This is a genomic window from Shewanella sp. (assembly GCF_048265805.1).
Taxonomy (GTDB): domain Bacteria; phylum Pseudomonadota; class Gammaproteobacteria; order Enterobacterales; family Shewanellaceae; genus Shewanella.
Genome location: NZ_JBLXAT010000026.1, coordinates 36,075 through 56,021, shown reverse-complemented (window position 1 = coordinate 56,021; position 19,947 = coordinate 36,075). Strand labels below are relative to the sequence as shown.

The 19,947-nt window shown below is 48.7% G+C and carries 14 protein-coding genes; 4 read left to right on the top strand and 10 right to left on the bottom strand.

The genetic code is table 11. The annotated features are described in order from the left end of the window. Nucleotides 1-110 precede the first annotated feature (110 nt). The 3 genes from ACN0TT_RS16270 to tcdA form a co-directional block, all read right to left on the bottom strand. Nucleotides 111-722, bottom strand: coding sequence for a superinfection exclusion B family protein (locus ACN0TT_RS16270; protein WP_417763194.1), 612 nt, complete (start codon nucleotides 720-722; stop codon nucleotides 111-113). Nucleotides 723-829: 107 nt separating this feature from the next. Next, nucleotides 830-2,056: a peptidase T gene (pepT, locus tag ACN0TT_RS16265; protein WP_417763193.1), complete on the bottom strand. Its 1,227-nt coding sequence runs from the start codon at nucleotides 2,054-2,056 to the stop codon at nucleotides 830-832. Between the two features lie 93 nt (nucleotides 2,057-2,149). Continuing rightward, nucleotides 2,150-2,941, bottom strand: coding sequence for a tRNA cyclic N6-threonylcarbamoyladenosine(37) synthase TcdA (tcdA, locus tag ACN0TT_RS16260; protein ID WP_417763192.1), 792 nt, complete (start codon nucleotides 2,939-2,941; stop codon nucleotides 2,150-2,152). 514 nt (nucleotides 2,942-3,455) lie between these two features. Here tcdA and ACN0TT_RS16255 point away from each other — a divergent pair. Continuing rightward, nucleotides 3,456-4,529 carry a porin gene (locus tag ACN0TT_RS16255; protein WP_417763191.1) on the top strand — a complete coding sequence of 358 codons (1,074 nt, stop codon included), beginning with the start codon at nucleotides 3,456-3,458 and terminating at the stop codon, nucleotides 4,527-4,529. 83 nt (nucleotides 4,530-4,612) lie between these two features. On the opposite strand, the gene ACN0TT_RS16250 is transcribed toward ACN0TT_RS16255, so the two are convergent. Further along, nucleotides 4,613-5,266, bottom strand: coding sequence for a thiopurine S-methyltransferase (locus tag ACN0TT_RS16250; RefSeq protein ID WP_417763190.1), 654 nt, complete (start codon nucleotides 5,264-5,266; stop codon nucleotides 4,613-4,615). Nucleotides 5,267-5,403: 137 nt separating this feature from the next. Further along, the gene (locus ACN0TT_RS16245) at nucleotides 5,404-5,751 is read right to left on the bottom strand and encodes a hypothetical protein (protein ID WP_417763189.1); all 348 of its coding nucleotides are present in this window, start codon (nucleotides 5,749-5,751) and stop codon (nucleotides 5,404-5,406) included. Between the two features lie 211 nt (nucleotides 5,752-5,962). Between ACN0TT_RS16245 and ACN0TT_RS16240 the strand changes: the two genes are divergently transcribed. After that, nucleotides 5,963-7,786, top strand: coding sequence for a serine/threonine protein kinase (locus ACN0TT_RS16240; RefSeq protein WP_417763188.1), 1,824 nt, complete (start codon nucleotides 5,963-5,965; stop codon nucleotides 7,784-7,786). Between the two features lie 88 nt (nucleotides 7,787-7,874). Here the strand turns inward: ACN0TT_RS16240 and ACN0TT_RS16235 are convergent, their stop codons facing one another. Both ACN0TT_RS16235 and ACN0TT_RS16230 read right to left on the bottom strand, forming a co-directional pair. Next, complete coding sequence (locus ACN0TT_RS16235) at nucleotides 7,875-11,567, bottom strand: response regulator (RefSeq protein WP_417763187.1); 3,693 nt, start codon at nucleotides 11,565-11,567, stop codon at nucleotides 7,875-7,877. Between the two features lie 115 nt (nucleotides 11,568-11,682). Continuing rightward, nucleotides 11,683-13,077 (bottom strand): PhoH family protein, encoded by a 1,395-nt coding sequence (locus ACN0TT_RS16230; RefSeq protein WP_417763186.1) that lies wholly within the window; start codon nucleotides 13,075-13,077, stop codon nucleotides 11,683-11,685. Nucleotides 13,078-13,370: 293 nt separating this feature from the next. Here ACN0TT_RS16230 and rapA point away from each other — a divergent pair, with 293 nt between their 5' ends. Then, complete coding sequence (gene rapA / locus ACN0TT_RS16225) at nucleotides 13,371-16,277, top strand: RNA polymerase-associated protein RapA (RefSeq protein WP_417763185.1); 2,907 nt, start codon at nucleotides 13,371-13,373, stop codon at nucleotides 16,275-16,277. 359 nt (nucleotides 16,278-16,636) lie between these two features. On the opposite strand, the gene ACN0TT_RS16220 is transcribed toward rapA, so the two are convergent. From ACN0TT_RS16220 to ACN0TT_RS16210, 3 genes are all read right to left on the bottom strand, one after another. Further along, nucleotides 16,637-17,110, bottom strand: coding sequence for a DUF494 family protein (locus ACN0TT_RS16220; protein WP_417763184.1), 474 nt, complete (start codon nucleotides 17,108-17,110; stop codon nucleotides 16,637-16,639). Between the two features lie 2 nt (nucleotides 17,111-17,112). Then, nucleotides 17,113-18,126, bottom strand: coding sequence for a DNA-processing protein DprA (gene dprA / locus ACN0TT_RS16215; protein ID WP_417763196.1), 1,014 nt, complete (start codon nucleotides 18,124-18,126; stop codon nucleotides 17,113-17,115). A gap of 83 nt (nucleotides 18,127-18,209) precedes the next feature. After that, nucleotides 18,210-19,304: a LysM peptidoglycan-binding domain-containing protein gene (locus tag ACN0TT_RS16210; protein WP_417763183.1), complete on the bottom strand. Its 1,095-nt coding sequence runs from the start codon at nucleotides 19,302-19,304 to the stop codon at nucleotides 18,210-18,212. 128 nt (nucleotides 19,305-19,432) lie between these two features. Here ACN0TT_RS16210 and def point away from each other — a divergent pair, with 128 nt between their 5' ends. Continuing rightward, entirely contained in the window at nucleotides 19,433-19,945 is a 513-nt protein-coding gene (gene def, locus ACN0TT_RS16205; protein WP_417763182.1) for a peptide deformylase, read from the top strand. The last annotated feature ends 2 nt before the right edge of the window (nucleotides 19,946-19,947 follow it).

The window sequence follows — 19,947 nt, the reverse complement described above, 5'->3', positions numbered from 1 at the left end:
GCGTGAGCCTTCAAATCAACTCACTTCATTAGATCAAAGTCCTAGATTGACGTCCAGGACTTTGTCAGCAGTCTGAGGGCAGCTTACGCTGCCCTTTTTGTTGATGTTGATTAGGCCGCGTGTTTTCTCACTTGGCTCAAGTTAGCCACAAATGCTGGGCGCGATTTCATCAGCTGCTGTAACGCATCTTGGCTCATTTCTCCGACAGGCAAACGTAGCACACGGCGGTTGAGGCACTTGCGGGCATAGACAGAAATCTTATAGTCAGCCGTTGGGCCTTGAATGGCGTAGTGTTTTTCATTACCGACGTACGCAAGAATATGGCTCTGCAATAAACCTTGCACCACCATGTCATCCTGAGGCAATGACAACACAGATGCCCCTTGGATGAAAAATTCTCGCAGTAACGCACGTTCGGCCGGATCCAGCAGTTTCACCTTCTCATCCACTTGTTCTTCAATACGTTTACCGCGTAGGTAGCGAATCGCTTCATCTAACACAAAATTCACCGCCAATACGCCGATGTAAGCCACACTGCCCAGTAGCGTTAAGGCAATGTAAGGCGTGAATTCCTGCACTAAGCCATCAAGGCGTAGAAGCTCCAATACCGATGACGGCACCAGCAAGAAAAAACAGCTCAACAAGATAATCCACAATGAAACAGGCAGCAAAATGCCGCGTACAGAAAGGTGTTTAGGTACTGACAAATTCAATCGCTTCATAACCATGTCCAGTGTCAAAAAAATGATCGCTGGTCGATCTAAAGCAATTCTAATGCCAATAAAAACGAGATGTGGCTCCCAGTGTGAGGTTGAGAGCCACGCAGTGTTTAGTTGTAGCGCTGAGTGGCTAACTTAGCAATATTGATGATCACTTCGGTGGCTTTCAACATCGACTCAACGCAGACAAACTCGTGCTTGCCGTGAAAGTTATGGCCGCCAGCGAATAAGTTAGGACAAGGCAAACCACGATAAGACAGCTGTGCGCCATCAGTACCGCCACGAATCGGTTTGATATCTGGGTGCACATCGGCCATTTCCATCGCTTTAGTCGCAATATCAATGACATGAGGTAGCAGTTCGATGGTTTGCTTCATATTAAGATAGCTGTCTTTTATCTCAATGGTGAGACTACCCGCCGTCAACTCATCATTGTACCTATGCACTAGCTCAGTTAACCACGCCTTACGTTGATTAAACTGGTCAGCGTCAAAATCACGGATGATATACACCAACTCTGCACGTTCTGTACTGCCCTGCATTGAGGCGAGATGGAAAAATCCGTCATAGCCTTCACTGTGCTCTGGCGTGTCATTAAGCGGCATTTTGGCGTGAAAACGACACGCCATCGTCATGGCGTTAACGAGCACCCCAAAAGCAGATCCGGGATGACAGGCGTTGCCTTTGGCTGAAATGACGGCCGTCGCCGCATTAAAGTTCTCATACTGCAACTCACCCACTGCACCCCCATCAATCGTGTAGGCCCAATCGGCATTGAAATAGTCCACGTCAAAGTGCTGTGCACCGCGGCCAATCTCTTCGTCTGGAGTGAAGCAAAGCACCACTTCGCCATGGGGAATATCAGGATGAGCAATCAAATGATGCAATGCGGTAATAATAGCGGCAATCCCCGCTTTATCATCGGCTCCCAGCAGCGTTGTCCCATCGGTCGTTACCAAGGTTTTACCGATGTAATACAGCAGTTCGGGGAATTGCTCAGGTGACAGAACCTCATCGCCAGCAAGCGGCAGAATCTGCCCTTGGTAGTTTTCTACCAACTGCGGCTTCACATTCGCGCCGCTGAAATCTGGGGCAGTATCTAAGTGGGCAATAAAGCCGATAGTGGGCACATCCTTTAAGGTGGCTGGCACACGCGCGTATAAGCAGCAGTTATCGGTTAAGCGAATATCACTGAACCCCAACTCAATAAGTTCCTGCTGTAGCAGTTTAGCTAACTGCCATTGACCATCCGAGCTGGGAGATTGTAAGGAGTGACTGTTCGACTGAGTATTGATCTGCACATAGCGCAGAAAGCGATTAAGAAGTGCTTGTTGCATAGTGGTGGTTCTATCGCAAGAAGGTGGCTGGATTTTAGCAGCAACCACCTAAAATGCGGGGCGACCCAGATCAATTTTTTGATGATAAAAATCTTACATCGCGGCTAATTTTTGCAACACACGGGCAACGGCATGAAAACCGAAAGTACCAGTTACAACAGACACGGCCCCAAAACCTGAGGCACAATCCATCCGCATGGTGCCAGTAAGCCCTTCTTTGGTGGCACAAACGGAACCGTCAGCTTGTGGGTATTTAAGGTGTTCAGTAGAAAACACCGCATCAATGGCAAATTTACGCTGCAGATTTTGGCTGAAACCATACTCTTTGCGTAAAATGCTGCGAACTTTGGCCAACAGCGGATCTTGGACCGTTTTAGACAGGTCTGTGACTTTGATCTGTGACGGATCAATTTGCCCGCCTGCGCCACCAATGGTAATGATCTTAATTTTGTTGCGCTTACACCATGCAATCAACGCTGCTTTAGGCTTAACGGCGTCAATGCAATCAATCACATAGTCCGGTGCATTATCTCTTGGTAGATATTCAGCCAAGTTATCTGCCGCAATAAAGTCTTCTAATTCGTCCACTTGGCATAAAGGATTGATCGCTTTTACGCGCTCAGCCATGACCGCCACTTTAGATTGACCAATAGTTGATGCTAACGCATGAATTTGCCGATTGGAGTTTGTCACACACACATCATCCAGATCCATCAATTGAAGATGACCAATCCCACTGCGAGCTAACGACTCTGCCACCCAGGTGCCCACTCCACCAATACCAATGACCATCACGTTAGCTTTAGAAAAATTTTGCAACGCGGCAACGCCGTATAAGCGAGCGATACCACCAAAACGCTGCTGGTAGATTTCGGATTCAAACATAACGATGGGACTTCTCAATTAATGACAATGGCATAAACATCGAGCGACTGCCAGATGCTCACAAATTGGCGGCAATTTTACCGAAAAGTGCCAGCCAACTCATCCAATTCGAGAAAAATGGCGATAAATAGCGAAAAATAATCTAAAAATTTCTACTTTTTTATAATTTCGTCTATCACTAATCTAGTTGATAATTATCTTCTTGGGCGCGTTTACCGGTTAGCGTACTGAAAACGTTGCAATTTCTTACATTATTCATGTGATTTGTTAACATCAAAAATAGGTGCTGATGCAATTTTGAGTACCAATTAACGTTTTTGACCGTTTTTTGAACGCTAGATAAAAAAAGCGGGCAAAAACCTTGATGTAGGTCACATTTATAAAAAATGAAAACTGTAAGATTCTGCGCAGCTTAGTCTTGGAAAGGACGATTCAAGGCTGGCTCAGGAATAATTAGAGCAAAAAAACACACATAAGTAGATGGATTAGAACTTAGGTTCTAGGGAGCACACACATGAAAAAAAGTCTTATTTCAGCCTCTGTGGCAACGTTGCTGACGGCAGCATCTTTTGGCGCTATGGCAGATGGCCCTAACTTCTATGGTCGTTTAGACCTGATGGTGACCAACACTGATGGCGGTTATACCGTTCAAAGTAGCACCAACAATGTAACTATGGGCGAAAATGGTACTTACTTGGAAAACAACTTCTCATGGTTGGGTGTGAAAGGTACCGAAAAAGTTTCTGATGGCTTGGAAATCGTTTATCAGATGGAATATGGCGTAGAAAACACCTCTAGCCGTGGCAACCAATTCACCTCTCGTAACACTTTCCTGGGCTTTAAAACCGTAGCTGGTACTGCAGTATTTGGCCGCAGAGACACTGTGTTCAAAAACTCTGAAGGTGGTATTGACCTGTTCGGTAACAGCAACGCCGATATGGACCGTATCCTCCCTGCTCAAACTCGTTCTGCTGACGTAATTAACTATTACTCTCCAAAAATTGCTGATCTGTTCACACTGAACGCAACTTACCTGTTTGATGACAACAACGACACCGTAGATAAAGGTGACGGCGGCAGCCAATACGCAGTAAGCGCAGTATTCGGTGACAAAGCACTGAAACAACAAATGTTCTATGCTGCTGCGGCATACAACAAAGGTATCGATGGTGTTGATGCATACCGTGCAGTAGGCCAAGTTAAACTGGCAGACTTCAAAGTAGGTGCTCTGTACCAAAACAACGAAAATACCGTTAACAGCGATATCGACGGTAACACTTACCTGTTGAACGTATCTTACAACCTGAACGGTGTGAACCTGAAAGCTGAATACATCTATGATGATGGTGGCTTCGGTCAATATTTCCGTAATGCATCTGGCAACAATCTGAAATCAGCTGCAGCCGACACCACTATTGATGACGTTAGCGTTACTAGCATCATCGTTGGTGCTGACTATCGCTTAGCGAAAAGCACGCTGGTTTACAGTCACTACGCTCACTACGAAGGTGATTATAAACTGTCTGGCGACAAAATTGACTTAGACGATGACAACGTATTCTCCGTAGGTGTACGTTACGACTTCTAATCTCACTTGAGATCAGTTAAAAAAGGCGACCAATGGTCGCCTTTTTAATGCCTGCTATTGAGTTCAACTCGAGCCCTGTGCGCTCAGTTGCGTGTTAGCTGGTACACATTCTCTCTGAGCCACGGTACGCCATTACTCACAAACTTCCCGTTATCGGCTAGCACATCGTATGACGCCAATTGCTTGATGGTAAACGCATCACCCAGATGTTGGTTTAGCCACGCTTCACTGATCGCAAACGGTGGGCCAGACAGCAACGCCTGCGGATAATCCAGCACTATCGCTAAGCCACTACACCCCGCAGGTAAAATCGCCTTCAAATGTGCGGCATAACGCTGACGCATCTCTTCAGGCAAGGCCACCAAGGCACCACGGTCATAAAAGTGGCTACATTGCTGTAGTTGCTCAGCCGTCAGTGCAAAAAAATCGCCCTGTAACAGCTGATAATCTCCATGTTGGTAACATGGTATCCCAGTGGACTGGTCAATGTGAGGCTGCAATTGGCTCTCAGCAAAAAACTGCTCAACCGCTAACTGATTAAACTCGTTCCCCAGCACTGGGTGACCTTGTTCAACCAAGTAGTGCAGATCTAACGTCTTACCACATAGGGGGACAAACACTTGTCCAGCATCAGCCTGCAATGCTGGCCAGTGCTTAACCAAAAAGGGATTGATCTGTGGTTGATGAAATCCGATCCGCTGACGTTGCCAGCGATCATGCCAAAAATGAGGTTCCATGCATGTTCCCAAGAGACTGTCGATGGCGTCACTCTACGCATTCCCGCCGCAGGATGCAAAACACCTCATCGCTCTACGGAAGCAATCAACAGCACTCACTAGCAAGTTACTGCTTACTGAATATCAGAGCTAACGGGTTATTTAAACTTAGCCAGAGCTTTTTCAACCTGTTTGAGCCATTGGCAGTTGTCACATTGACATTGACGGCGAGAAAGATGGTGCGGGGTTAAACTGGCATCAACATACTCAACCGCCATTAGCAGTTGCTGTCGTAATTCGGCGACAGATTTTTGCTCCATCGCGACGAGGTCATCATTACGATTCATCCATAAACACTCCATGCCTTGATGGCAGAAAGTGCAACGCTCATCCACGGCATTATAAAAACCGGAATGGGGACAATGGCGTAGTTCCATGGATTTGATAATCCTGGGTCTGGCATATTCAAACAACGCAATTAGCTCATGTTTGTCAGGCTCAGGCATGATAGGCGACCTCAATAACAGGGGGTTGGGATGCGGTAAGATTACTCATTACTGATTCAGCAATAGTTGATACATGTCAAAGTGCTCACTAAAAAGATTCGATAGGAACAACAAAATTGAAGCCAGATCTCACCTTGTGGCACTTGCCGCCCCAGACGCCAGCTGCTTAAATGGGCAACTGTTCTCTGCTTGCCTCAGCTAGGATACTGCGTTGCCACTGCCCGAACTACAGCATTTCTATATCGCTGAAGAACAATCGATCTACCTGCTCAAAGCCAACGATGCCCGTAAACATCGGGCGTGGATCCGCTTGTGTAAACAACAACTCATCAAGTTGGGCTATCAACAACCCGAATTGATCGGTAAAGGCGCGTATGGCTTTGTGTTTGCGGGGCACAATCAGGCGAATGAGGAGCATGTATTCAAGTTCTCGCGGGTGACACTGCCGCAGCAGATCCAAGACCGCTTGGAAGAGGAAGCCTATATTCTAGGGCAGCTCAACCACCCCAATGTGCCCCCATTAGTGAAATTTGAGCGCGTTGGCCGCCAAGGCATCTTAGTGATGGAGCGGGCGCACGGTGAAGACTTAGATGTTCGCTGTCGTCGTCTCGGCCCACTACCAGTGCAAGAGATTATGAGCATTGCCCGTCAACTCGCTGATCTGCTGGAGTATCTGCGTGTCGGTCGACCACTGGTGCATGGGGATATCAAACCCTCCAACCTTATCTATGATGAGCGCACCGATACGCTGTCGTTAATCGACTGGGGCTCCGCCGTATTCGCTCAGCGCGATGAATATGATCGCCCAGCGAACGACAATATCCTGAATACTTTGTCACTTGACCAACATCAGACCAATGCGCGTATGGGCGATGTATATTTTATTGGTGAGGAGCAGCTGTCGGGTGAGTTATCCAGCCCACGTTTTGATGAGCAAGGCGTGGCAGCCACTTTGTATGCGCTGGCATCGGGGCAGATCAGTCGCTTTGGTTCACAGGTCATTCCCGCCACCAGTTTAGGCTTGCCACAGGAGTTGGCACGTACACTCGATGCCATGCTGAGTGACGACCTACAACTGCGTAAACGCGGCGGCGATTATTTTCTCAGTAGCATGAAATACGCCCAAGGCATACTATTACCTAGTTTAACCAAGGCGCCGCTGCAGGCAGAGATCCCAGTCTGGTTGCAGCCACACCATCGGGATGTTGAAACCGTAAGTTACAGCTCACGTAAGTCATTTCTTAAAAGCCATCAGGGCTCCGAGCAATACGCGCAGATCAATCAGCATGATATTCAACTAGAAAAGTACTATCGCAACTTTCTAGTGGGGATGGGCGATACCGAAAAAGGCTTTATCGCCTCAGTCAGTCGCTTAGGGCAGTATCCGATAGCCGGTGGCCTTGCCATTCACTGGCGTGAAGAAGGTGTGTTTATCGACTCTAATTTGGCACTCTACGATGAACAACTGCAACCAGCGTTGCTACAAGCCGTAAACAATATGGTGACGCTTGCGCGCGGCATTCGCAAAATTGGGATTTTTAAGGCGTGTTTTTTTAATGCCAAAGATACGATTCATATCGAACGTGCTTCGGAAACTAGCCCCTTTGTGTGCCCGCCTGAGCAACAGTTGCCGTTTGAAATCGGTGATGTGCCTAACAGTGAGTCGCAATCGCGTTGGCACTCCTATTTTGAAGACGGCAAAGACCCAGATGAAAACTTAGAACTGCCAGTGGAAATCATGAACGAGCTAAGTCGCCTTAACCATATCCATCATACTGGCTGTATCATTTTTGAGGCCTTACCGACCCACTTAAAAATCCACAGTTATTTGAAATTGCTCGACCCGCATCGCCAGTCGATTTTCGCTGGTTGTCTCGCGCGGATCTTGCAACACGTAGATAAGATCCACGGCCAAGGCGTATCGGGGTTTATGAAATTGCCCTATAAAAACATCCGTGAGTTTAGTCATCTCGAACGTAAAGCCGATAACTTCTACCCTCGCAATCCTAAGGCTAAACGCAGCGCTTGGGGTTGAGTTGCGCTCGTAGCTCGTAGCTCAAAAATAATGGCACAGCGGTCGCCATGCCATCTTGTTTCCAAGCTCACCGCTGAGCGGCAAAGAATTAGCTTTTCTTGATCCACTCAGCCAAGGTATCAAACAGCTCATTGAGCATAATTGGTTTAGTGATATGGGCGTTCATGCCCGCTTCTAGGCTCTTGTCTCGGTCACCAGACATGGCGTGAGCTGTCATCGCAATAATCGGCAACTCATCAGCATTGTATTGTTTACGCAGCGCTTTAGTTGCGGTCAGACCGTCCATCACTGGCATCTGAATGTCCATCAGCACGGCGTCATAGTGTTTCTGCGGCACCATATCCAGCGCAATTTGACCATTCTCCGCCACATCCACACTAAAGCCAGCGCTGCGCAGCAATTCCATCGCCACTTGTTGGTTAATCAGGTTATCTTCCACCAACAGGATCTCACCGCGACACTGTTTATCATTCTCTGGCGTATCAACTACTTCTGCTTGTTCGTCTGGTGCTTCTGAGAACGCATTCATCACTTCATTAAACAAAGCAGAGGCCTTAAATGGCTTTTGTAGCAAGGCATACACGCGGGAGTTATCCAGTTCTTGCGCCATAGGCTCAGCCGAATAGGCGGTCATCATCAACACTACAGGCCGCTCTTTAATAACGCCGTTGCTGACCAGTTCATCCATGGCCACCAGCACATCGCTACCATCCATTTCTGGCATTTTCCAATCCAGTAACAACAAGTCATAGTGATGTTGTTGTAACAGCTGTAATGCCTCAGCGCCGCTTGTCGCGGTATCGACCTCGAAATGAAAATCACGCAGTTGTGAGGCGTAGATCTGCAACGCCGATGGGTTATCGTCCACCACTAAGGTACGGCGCTGATTGAAGCTTTCAGGCAACACTAACTGAGCTGGCTGGCTTTCTTCAGCGATATCAAAACTGATGGTGAAACTAAAGGTACTGCCGTCACCTGGTTGGCTGGTGACTTGAAGATCACCGCCCATCATTGAAACCAGATGTTTACTGATCGATAAGCCTAACCCCGTACCGCCGTAGCGACGGGTCGTTGAGCCGTCGGCTTGGGCAAACGCGTCAAACAGTTGTAACTGCTTCTCTGATTCAATACCAATGCCGGTATCGCGGACCCAGAACTTAAGGCTGATGCGATGATCACGCTCCCCAACATCCTCACAACCTAATTCAATTTCACCATCACTGGTAAATTTCACCGCATTCGATAGCAAGTTAACCAACACTTGTCCTAAACGCAGCGGGTCACCGCTCAAGACTAATCCGGCGGTTACTGGCGCATATAGCAACAGCTCAATGCCCTTTTCTTGGGCTTTTAGCGCGTTAAGATCGAGCGCGTGTTCCAGCACGCGATCCAGTTGGAACGGCACACGCTCCAACTCCATTTTACCGGCCTCAATTTTCGAGAAATCGAGAATATCGTTGATGATGCGTAGCAGTGATTGCGCGGAGAAGTCGGCTTTTTCAAGATAATCCTGCTGCTGTGTGGTCAGCGGCGTGCGCTGTGCCAACTGCAGCATACCAATAATGGCGTTCATTGGCGTGCGGATCTCATGGCTCATATTGGCCAAGAATTCACTCTTATACAGGTTGGCCATTTCCGCATCGCGTTTGGCCTCCAACAGCGCCACTTCGTTGCTCTTCTGGCGAGTGATCTCTTTATGCGTACCCAACATACGTTTGGGTTGATTGTCATCGGTAAACTCCACCACGCGGCCACGAGACAATATCCAATGATAGTTGCCATCCTTGCCCAACATACGGAACTCAATCTCAAACGCATCAGTATAGTTAGTAAGATAGCGTTTACGATATTCAGTAGTACGTTCGCGGTCATCCGGATGGGTGAGCTCCCCCATGGTCGGCAATAGCAACGGGAACTCGTTAGGTTGATAACCCAGCATGGTATAAAACGAGGCGTTACAGATGATCTGCTCAGAGTCGAGATACCAATCCCACAAACCATCTTCCACCGCATCCATGGCTAAGTGATAACGTTCTTCCGACAGACGCAACTGCTCGGCAGACTCGTACTCTCGAGTAATATCACGCCACACCACAATCAAACCTTGCAACTCACCGCGGCGGTTATAGAACGGCAGTTTGAGTGTATCGAGCAAAATAGGTTTACCGGCCAGTTCCACCTTTTCTTGATAACGCAGCGGCGTTTTGTCACGCAGAATGCGCTCATCTTCCTCTTGAATGCGTTTCGACAACTCTGGCGGCGTCAATTCGGCATTGGTTTTGCCGATCATGTCACTCTCGCTGTAACCCAATACCCGCTCAGCAGAACGGTTACAACCAAGGTACTTGCCATTTTTATCTTTAAACACGATCGCTTCTGGAATGGTATCCAGCAAGGAGCGTAACAGCGCAAATTCCTGCTCGCGTTTTTCAGTGGTTTCCCGCAGGCGTTCAGTACGACGCGCCACTAGCTTATCGAGCCGTTTATTCTGCTCAGCCAAATGTTTGGTGTATTGCTCGTTCTCTTCAAAAATGCGGCTGACCAACTTAAACCATGGTAACCAATCGCGATTAATGCGGCTGGGCGGGCCTTTGGGGGCACGCGAGCATTCTTCCAGATGCGACAGTAACCGCGACGCTGGACTAACGAATGAACGGCGGGTTTGCCAGTGCACAATGGTCACCAAAATTGACAACGCCAACACCACGAGGAAGAAGGTGGCTTTCAGTTTTTCCAGCGACTCAGAGAACATATCATCGACGTTTTGCAGGTACAGCAAGCGCCACGGCGCGTTATGCAACGCCACCGAGTGAATGTAATAACCGTTACGTACCATGCCCTCGTGCGCATCAAACAGCTCAGACTCTGGCAGCGAATGTAGCTCCGGCGGCAACCGCTGGCTAATGTGGTATACCCGATTAATGTTGGAGGTATCAAAATCGCTGTGGGACAGAATATTGTTGCCTTGGTCGAGCAGAATCACCGTACCCGGCATTTTGAAATAGAGACGGATCTGCTTCGCCAACGACGCCAAAGTCATGTCGAGGTTAATGGAACCGATAAAGTCATCGTCGAGATAGATGGGCACGCCAAGAGTGGTCAGCAAACCTTTGCCCGTGCTATCAACGTATGCCTCACTCCAAAACACGCTGCGCTGCGGATTCATCTCTGGCGTGGCTAGCTGAAATTGTTTGCGCGTGAGCATGTCATCGCGAAAGCGCATTTCATCGGCAGGCCACGGAAAGTACGACATCATGCGGCGTTTGGAGATGTAATAGATGGCCGAGGCCTTAGGCGCGGCCTCTTTGGCGACCGGAAATGACAGCGATAGCTCGAACAGCATCTCCAGCTCTTGGTAGAACTTCTCGCTGCGACCATCAAGCGAGCCAACACCAGTGATGCGTCCCATATTGGTAAACGGCTGGCCGCTGTTGGCGTAAGTTGGCTCAAGGGTAAAGTACTGCCCTTGCTCATTAAATTTTTGATATTGCGGCAGTTGGTTTTTACGCACATTCTCAGCCAGACGCAGATGGTCAACCGCAGTATTGCGCAAACTTTTTACAGCGCGAATGCTGGATTCCAGCAGCAAGTCAATCTGCATTACGTGGCGATCAACTTGCTCTTCTCGCTGCACCATCTGTTCCGTTTTCTGGCGCTCAAAGAACAACCAAGCCGTTAACAATGCCAGCACAATTACGCCGATATAGGTGTAAAACACCGCTCGGTTGTAATTTTTCTGAATGGGCGATTTTAACTGGAGATCGGGCTCAGTTGGCTTCATCCGCTATCCTTGGATATTACGGCTGGCATTACAGCGAAAAAAAGAGCCTTTTATGATAGCAGTTTACCTTGGAAAACAAAGGCCTCAACGAGGCCTTTGTTATCAATTTACTGTATTAAAGTTGCTCTTCGGCAAATTCAGCGAGACGAGAACGCACCACACCGTTGAGGTAGATGTTGGCACTGCCTTCGAAATTTTTAAAGCGCTCGACGATATAGGTTAGCCCCGATGTCACAGCCGTCAGGTAGTTAGAGTCAATCTGCGCTAAGTTACCGCTGCAGATCAGTTTAGTGCCCTCACCCATACGAGTAATCATGGTTTTGATTTGCGAAGCTGTGAGGTTTTGGCATTCATCCAAAATCACTACCGCATTTTGGATAGAACGGCCACGCATGAAGTTGATCGATTTAAACTGAATATTGGCCTTATCCATAATGTAGTTCAGCGACCCCGCCGGATTAACATCATGTTTGTGTAGCACCTCCAACGTATCGGTGATGGCGGCTAACCACGGTGCCATTTTTTCCTCTTCGGTACCGGGCAAAAAGCCGATAGATTCGGCAATTTCTGGAGTGTTACGGGTGACGATAACCTTATCGTACTGGTTACGCTCCACCACCATTTCCAATGCGGCAGCCATCGCCAGTAGGGTTTTACCACAACCGGCGGGACCGGTGAGGATCACCATATCGATACTTGGATCTAACAAGGCTTGCAGCGCCATCCCTTGATAGACGTTTTTCGGACGAACGCCCCACGCCTCCATATTGAGCAAGCGATCACGGCCTAAATCGAGCACGCTCAAGGTCGACTCGGTGCGCCCCACCACGCGGCCACAAAAGTCCGATTCTTGATCCAACAGATATTGATTGGCGTAAAAAATATCGTCGCCAAGATCTTTCAGCGGCACTTCGTGAATGGTGTGGCGCCCTTGGCGCTCGGTGGCCACTTTTTGCAAATGTTCCCAAAAATTGCCCTCAAACTCGTGAAAGCCTTTGGCCAGAAAGCGAATATCGTCAATCAGTTGGTCGGTACGATAATCCTCCACCAACAACATGCCAGCCCCTTTGGCTTTAAGACGCATGTTGATGTCTTTGGTCACCAGCACCACAGTACGAGGATGAAATTGCTGTTGCAGATGTAAGGCAGTGTTGATGATGCGGTTGTCGTTATTGTCGCCGGGCAGCGAGCCAATGGTGAACTCGATTTGATGGTCGGGGAAGATAGACAGCGTGCCAGACACATTGGTGTGGCCTTCACGCAGCGGCAACGGTACGCCGTTAATAATCTGTTCTGGAGTGATATCACCGCCGAGGATATCTTCCAAGGCGCGAATGGCAACGCGGGCGTCACGGCTGACATCGCGTTTGCGGTCTTTAATCTGGTCCAACTCCTCAAGGACCGTCATGGGTACAACAACATCGTGTTCTTTAAATGAGTAAATCGCCAGTGGTTCGTGCAATAACACATTGGTATCAAGTACAAACAATTTTCTGTCGTCTTGTTCCATAGCGCCTCCATTTTGTTGCACTAATGGTTGTCGAAAATGTTGTTATCGATGGTGAGCTAAATTGATCCTCCTGTGGTTGGAATCGTTCTGCACTAAACTAATTTGTAGCTGCAGTTTTATACTGGCACCATTACCGAGCGATGACAATGCCAAAATCAACATTTTTGTAACACTAAGAAACAGCAGGAATTTACCCATTTTTACGACGAAACAATGCATGCGCTAGCATTGGTATTCGTGGCCGATTGGTATAACATACGCGCCCCCCGCAACCCCGAGGATGAGAGAGAAAAATGCCCTTTGCTTTAGGCCAACGCTGGATTAGCGACACGGAATCAGAGCTTGGATTGGGAACGGTTGTGCAACTCGAAGGCCGGGTGGTCTCGTTGCTGTTTCCCGCAACTGGTGAAAACCGTACTTTTGCCCGCACCGATGCGCCACTGACGCGCGTAATTTATAACCCGGGCGATTCAGTTAAAAGCCACGAAGGCTGGTCACTGAAAATTGACACAGTGACCGAAGATAATGGGCTAGTGTTTTACTCGGGTGTTCGTGATGACACGGGTGAAGAATGCCAGTTGCGCGAAACCTTGCTAGACCACAATATTCGTTTTAACAAGCCACAAGACCGCTTGTTTGCTGGTCAAATTGACCGTCTTGATCGCTTCACTGTGCGCTACCAAGCGCAACAACTACGCTATCGTCTAGCCACCTCATCCATGTTGGGGTTACAAGGCCCACGCGTAGGCTTGATCCCGCATCAGTTGTGGATCGCTAGCGAAGTTGGCCGCCGCCATGCTCCGCGGGTACTGCTCGCTGATGAAGTGGGGTTAGGTAAAACCATCGAAGCGGGTTTAATCATCCACCAGCAACTAATGACAGGCCGCGCCGAACGCGTACTGATTTTGGTGCCAGATACGCTACGCCATCAATGGCTGGTAGAGATGCTGCGCCGTTTCAACCTGCGTTTTGCAGTGTTTGATGAAGACCGCTGCGTCGAAGCATTTGCCGATCACGACAATCCGTTCTACACCGAACAGTTGGTGATCTGCTCAGTGGATCTGCTGCGCAACAAACGCCGTCTTGACCAAGCATTGGATGCCGATTGGGATCTGCTGGTCGTTGATGAAGCGCACCACCTAGAATGGTCAGCCGATAAACCGAGCCGCCCATACCAAGTGGTGGATGCGTTGTCGCAAGTGATCCCCGGCGTACTGTTGCTGACGGCGACGCCAGATCAACTCGGCCACGAGAGCCACTTTGCTCGCTTGCGCCTGCTCGATCCCAATCGTTTTTATGACTACGATGCCTTTGTGCGCGAAGAGCAAGATTATCGCCAAGTGGCCATTGCTGCCGACGCAATTGCTAGCGGCGAGCGTATTGCTGATGAAGTGATCAGCAGCCTGACTGAGCTGTTGTCTGAAAACGACATCATGCCTGCGCTGAAGCTCATGCAAGCCAAAGATGTGGATGATGAGCAACGTGAGGCCGCCCGTGAAGAGTTGCTGCAACAACTGCTCGATCGCCACGGCACTGGCCGCGTATTGTTCCGTAACAGCCGCGCCTCTGTGAAAGGCTTTCCAAAACGTATTTTCAATGCCTATCCGCAAGAGATCCCATCACAATATGAGACGGCATTGCGGGTGAGCAATGTCATGAACCGCAATCTGCCACTCGATGCCCAAGTGCGGTTGGCGCTGAGCCCAGAGAAAATCTATCAGCAGTTTGATGAAAACGCCGATGCATGGTGGAAGTTTGATCCGCGCGTTGATTGGCTGATTGATTTCCTTAAAACGCATCGCAGTAAAAAAGTGCTGATCATCGCCTCACAAGCCAACACCGCCTTGGCGTTGGAAGAAGCATTGCGCACTCGCGAAGGGATTATGGCCACCGTGTTCCATGAGAACATGTCGATCATCGAACGCGATAAAGCGGGTGCGTTCTTTGCCCAAGAGGAAGGTGGCGCTCAAGCACTGATCTGTTCAGAGATCGGTTCTGAAGGTCGTAACTTCCAGTTCGCCAGCCACTTAGTGCTGTTCGATCTACCATTGAATCCTGATTTGCTGGAGCAACGTATCGGCCGTTTGGACCGTATCGGCCAGCAAAATGACGTCGAGATCCATCTGCCGTACTTGAACGGCTCAGCACAAACCACCTTGCTGCGTTGGTATCACGAAGGGCTGAATGCCTTTGAGCTGACCTGTCCAGGCGGCCATGAGCTGTTTAAAGCCCATAGCGAACAGCTGATGCAACTGCTAATCAACGAAGATGAAGAAGCGTTGACCACGCTGCTGAACCAGACACGTAGCCAGTACAAAGCGCTGAAACAAGCGATGGAACAAGGCCGCGATAAACTGCTGGAGTTGAACTCGCACGGCGGTCGCAAGGCGCAAGCATTGGCCGAGCAACTGGCGAAGATGGATGACTGCACTGATACCATCGGCAGCATTATTCGTCTGTGGGATATCCTCGGTATCGATGAAGAAGATCACGGTGAAAACACCATGATCCTCCGCCCAACCGAACACATGATGTTCCCAACCTACCCAAGCTTGCCAGAAGACGGCGTCACCGTAACGTTCGACCGTGAAAAAGCGTTGTCCCGTGACGATATCGCGCTGATCACCTTGGAACACCCACTGGTGCAAACGGGTATTGATATGATCACCGGTTCAGATACTGGTACCACCTCGGTAGCGATTTTGAAAAACAAAGCACTACCTGCTGGTACCATTTTTGTTGAGATGATCTACATGGCCGATGCATCAGCGCCAAAATCATCGCAATTGTTCCGTTATCTGCCAGCAACACCAATCCGCGTATTGTTGGATAAAGACGGCAACAACCTCGGTGATAAGGTCAGCTACGAGCAATGGAATCCACAACTGAGCCCGGTGAACCGCCATATAGGTAGCAAGCTGGTCAACGCCTCGCAAACCTTACTGCATCCACTGCTGGAAAAAGGCGATAACCACGCTCAAGCAGCATTGACTACCGTAATAGCTAAGGCGCGCGCGCAGATGGAAACCAGCCTCAACAGTGAGCTGAACCGTATGGAAGCGTTGCAAGCAGTAAACCCTAACATTCGTGATGAAGAGTTGGAGTACCTGCGCCAGCAACAAACGGAATTGGCCGGTTATCTCGACCAGTGCCAACTGCAGCTTGATGCAATTCGCTTAGTGTTAGTCAGCCACGTGTAAATACTTGGTCGCTATCTCCCACAACACCCGCTTTATGCGGGTTTTGTTTTGCCTAGGGGCTGTTTATCTTTGCTGGTTGCTTTTGCAGCAGGCAGCGCGTGATTTAGGCAAGGCAGGTGATGTGCCGTGTAGTTATTCTCCACCAACAGCGCCTAACGCTGAATAAATTGCGCGCTGTCGCTGCCCGAAGGGTTCATTTAAACGCCTCCTGAACTTTGTTGCGCCCAGCTTGCTTAGTTGACTAAGCGTCGCTGGTCTCGCCTCGTTCATAACGCGTTTAATTTGAACAAAAATTAAACACTAAAGATAAGCAGCCCCTAAGCAATAAAAAAGAGGCTCAACGCCTCTTCTTCGATATTTTATGAGTGTAGCCGACCATCCGGCTGCTCAAAGATCAAATCTTCCATTTGCGCGTAAGCGGACTCATTACCCGGTGCATTAAACAGCACCATCAGGATCACCCACTTCAGATCTTCCAACACCAATGCGGATTCTTCTAGCTCCATAACACGGTCAATCACCATTTCACGGGTTTCAAAGCTCAATACATTGATTTGCTCAAGGAAGAACAGAAAACCACGGCATTCTACGTCTAGCTTATCCATCTCCTCCGCAGTGTAGATACGGAAAGAATGTTTATTGCTGGCAGCGAGATACGGCGATTCACTTTCCTGCAATGCTGCAAGACGTTCAAGCCAATTTAACGCTTTAAGAATTTCAGACTGATGGAAACCAGCACGGGTAAGTTCTTTGGTCAACTCATCTTCATCGACCATGAGTTCTACTTCACTATGAACATAGTTTTCAAACAGATACATGAGGATATCGAACATGGCTAGCTCCTCTTAAGTCTAATGTAACCACCAGGCACAGCTGCTACCCAACCTTGCAGTTCCAGTTCTAACAACTGTTCCAACACCAGATCCAACGTTATCCCACTGTGTTCAACCACTACATCTAATGCAGTGGTTTCATAACCTACACTAGCTAACAGTGCACCAAATGGCAACTCGGAGCTGTCCTGATTGGCTAAATGGGGTTCAATTGCTAGCGATTCAAGGTGAGCCTGCAATAAAGGCGGTAGCTCTTCTATTATATCGGCAATATCTTCGACAAGTTTCGCCCCATTTTTGATTAAATCGTGACAACCTTGATGGTCGCCAGCTAACACATTGCCGGGTATAGCAAATACCTCTCGCCCCTGTTCACTCGCCAGCCGCGCAGTAATCAACGAGCCACTCTTACGCCGCGCCTCAATTAACAACGTACCTAACGCGATACCACTAATGATGCGATTACGTTTGGGAAAGTTACCAGCAAACGGCTTAACGTCAGGCCAGAACTCGCTGACCAAACACCCCTGCTGCTGAACCTCGCTAAAGAGTTGCTTGTGTCGTCGCGGATAAATTTGCTCAACACCTGTGCCGAGAACCCCTAACGTTTTACCTCCAGCAGCCAAACACCCCTGATGGGCAGCACCATCGATGCCCGCCGCCATACCACTGACAACCACTAATCCTGCACTGGCCAACTGAGAAGCAAAGTCATAGGCTTGCTGCAGCCCGTTACGGCTAGCATCGCGACTGCCCACGATGGCCACAGCAGGCTGTAACAACGTTTGAATATCACCTTTGCAGAATAATACTGTCGGCGCGTCATCAATCTCATGCAGCAGTGGTGGATAGAAGGGAGAATCCGGCGTGATAATCACATGATCATCAGCCATTGCTTGCCAGGTGAGTGCGGTGTCTAACTTTTGTTGGGCGGCAACAAAATGGGATGCCTGCAGCTTATGCGACAAGGTTTCAGGTTCATGCTGTAACCGCTGTCGTAACGTCTGCACATCCATGTGCGTGAGCAATTGTCTAATCCGTTGCGAGCCAAGCCCGGATATTGCGCTGACAATTAACCAGTCGACTAGAGAATCTTCCGTCACTCTCCCTGCAATAATACGTCCGGTTTAAACAATTTATCGCCTACCCGCATCGGGCGTTGGTCAACCAAGATCAACCCTAAGGCGGTTTTATCAAATACTTTGAATATCATCACTTGTCCACGATACAGATCAGGTAACTGAATTTCGTCACCAAATGAGGCTTTGATTTTCTCATAGGATGACTGATCCGCCGCGGCAACAGGAATTCCATCACGATTCATGACCACTGTCGCACCCGGCTTATACACGGTATAGACTTGCCCCGCTTGCACACCAGCCTGCGAGCCACGGTCGATATAGGCCACATCGAGCTTACCCATTTCGCGAATATTACCGTGAGCCGCTAGCAACTTAGCATCAGCGACTGCACCTGCCTTTGGCATAAAATAGGCGGGCATGAACGCATCATCTTCAATAGACAATACGCGGTAACCAACTTTGGTTTCTTGGAAGCTCTTCAGCAGTTGTACTCGTGAGACCTCACCACTTTCAATCACACGGCCAGTAGCAGACAAGATAATCTCTTGCCCAAGATTATCACCGGTATCTGGGTCTTCAAACTCGCGGCCGGTTGCATAAAACGCCAACTTGGTGCCTTCGGTCACTTGGCCTTGCACATAGATTACGTCACCCTCTACGTGATGATAAGAGGGATTTTCACCACCAAGCACTTTCGGCTGCTGTGCCAACCAGTCACCATCAACCACGCGGTTCTGTACCAGATAAGGCTCAATCAGCGCTAAATCGATTGCTGGAATCGCGTTAGATTTGGGGCTTACTTGCCCGCTTGGGCTACTTTTGACAAAGCGTTTGCTCACCAGTCGCGGCTGACCATCAATAAATACTAAAGTAAGTCGGTCACCGGGATAGATAAGATGTGGGTTGGCAATCTGTGGGTTGGCTTGCCATAAATGAGGCCAGCGCCAAGGGTCTTTAAGGAACACTCCCGAAATATCCCACAAGGTATCCCCTCTTTTTACAACATAAGCGTCGGGGTGACCGGCCTTTAATGTCAGTTCATCCGCATGTGTTCCACCGCAGAAAACGGCAAGCAACGCAAGTAAAGTAAACCTTTTCATGGGCCCATCCATGTAGTTGGCATATTAGGAAAAACGAGCTTTTTCTGTTATTGATAGCCACGAACGATTAAAATTATGGCATTAGCACCAAAGAGTATAACCAAGTCACTTGGTTTTAGCACGATTGTTAAGAGTTATATATGACCTTGTTAACCGTACTACGTTATCCAGATGAAAGACTTAGAACTATCGCCGAACCGGTCACCGATTTCGGTCCAGCACTGCAAACGCAGATCGACGATATGTTCGAAACCATGTATGAGGAAAAAGGCATTGGTTTGGCAGCCACTCAAGTCGATTTTCATCAGCAGTTGATTGTGATGGACCTTCAAGACGAAGTCGATCGTCCAAAAGTGTTCATCAACCCTGAGATCATTAGCAAAAGCGGCGACTTTTGTAATGAAGAAGGTTGTCTCTCGGTCCCCGGCGTTTACGCCAAAGTTGACCGTTGTGAATTTGTCACGGTAAAGGCGTTAGATCGCCATGGTGACGAGTTCACCGTCGAAGCGGATGAGCTGTTCGCTATCTGCATTCAACACGAAATGGATCACTTGCAAGGCAAATTGTTTGTCGATTATCTGTCGCCACTAAAACGCCAACGCATCAAGCAGAAGCTAGAGAAATCTGCTCGCCAAGATGCCAAAGGCCGTTAATT

Excerpts from the sequence above, each read along its gene's own strand:
- ACN0TT_RS16270 (WP_417763194.1), bottom strand. The coding sequence starts at position 722 with ATGAAGCGATTGAATTTGTCAGTACCTAAACACCTTTCTGTACGCGGC.
- pepT (WP_417763193.1), bottom strand. The coding sequence starts at position 2,056 with ATGCAACAAGCACTTCTTAATCGCTTTCTGCGCTATGTGCAGATCAAT.
- tcdA (WP_417763192.1), bottom strand. The coding sequence starts at position 2,941 with ATGTTTGAATCCGAAATCTACCAGCAGCGTTTTGGTGGTATCGCTCGC.
- ACN0TT_RS16255 (WP_417763191.1), top strand. The coding sequence starts at position 3,456 with ATGAAAAAAAGTCTTATTTCAGCCTCTGTGGCAACGTTGCTGACGGCA.
- ACN0TT_RS16250 (WP_417763190.1), bottom strand. The coding sequence starts at position 5,266 with ATGGAACCTCATTTTTGGCATGATCGCTGGCAACGTCAGCGGATCGGA.
- ACN0TT_RS16245 (WP_417763189.1), bottom strand. The coding sequence starts at position 5,751 with ATGCCTGAGCCTGACAAACATGAGCTAATTGCGTTGTTTGAATATGCC.
- ACN0TT_RS16235 (WP_417763187.1), bottom strand. The coding sequence starts at position 11,567 with ATGAAGCCAACTGAGCCCGATCTCCAGTTAAAATCGCCCATTCAGAAA.
- ACN0TT_RS16230 (WP_417763186.1), bottom strand. The coding sequence starts at position 13,077 with ATGGAACAAGACGACAGAAAATTGTTTGTACTTGATACCAATGTGTTA.
- rapA (WP_417763185.1), top strand. The coding sequence starts at position 13,371 with ATGCCCTTTGCTTTAGGCCAACGCTGGATTAGCGACACGGAATCAGAG.
- ACN0TT_RS16220 (WP_417763184.1), bottom strand. The coding sequence starts at position 17,110 with ATGTTCGATATCCTCATGTATCTGTTTGAAAACTATGTTCATAGTGAA.
- dprA (WP_417763196.1), bottom strand. The coding sequence starts at position 18,126 with ATGGATGTGCAGACGTTACGACAGCGGTTACAGCATGAACCTGAAACC.
- ACN0TT_RS16210 (WP_417763183.1), bottom strand. The coding sequence starts at position 19,304 with ATGGATGGGCCCATGAAAAGGTTTACTTTACTTGCGTTGCTTGCCGTT.
- def (WP_417763182.1), top strand. The coding sequence starts at position 19,433 with ATGACCTTGTTAACCGTACTACGTTATCCAGATGAAAGACTTAGAACT.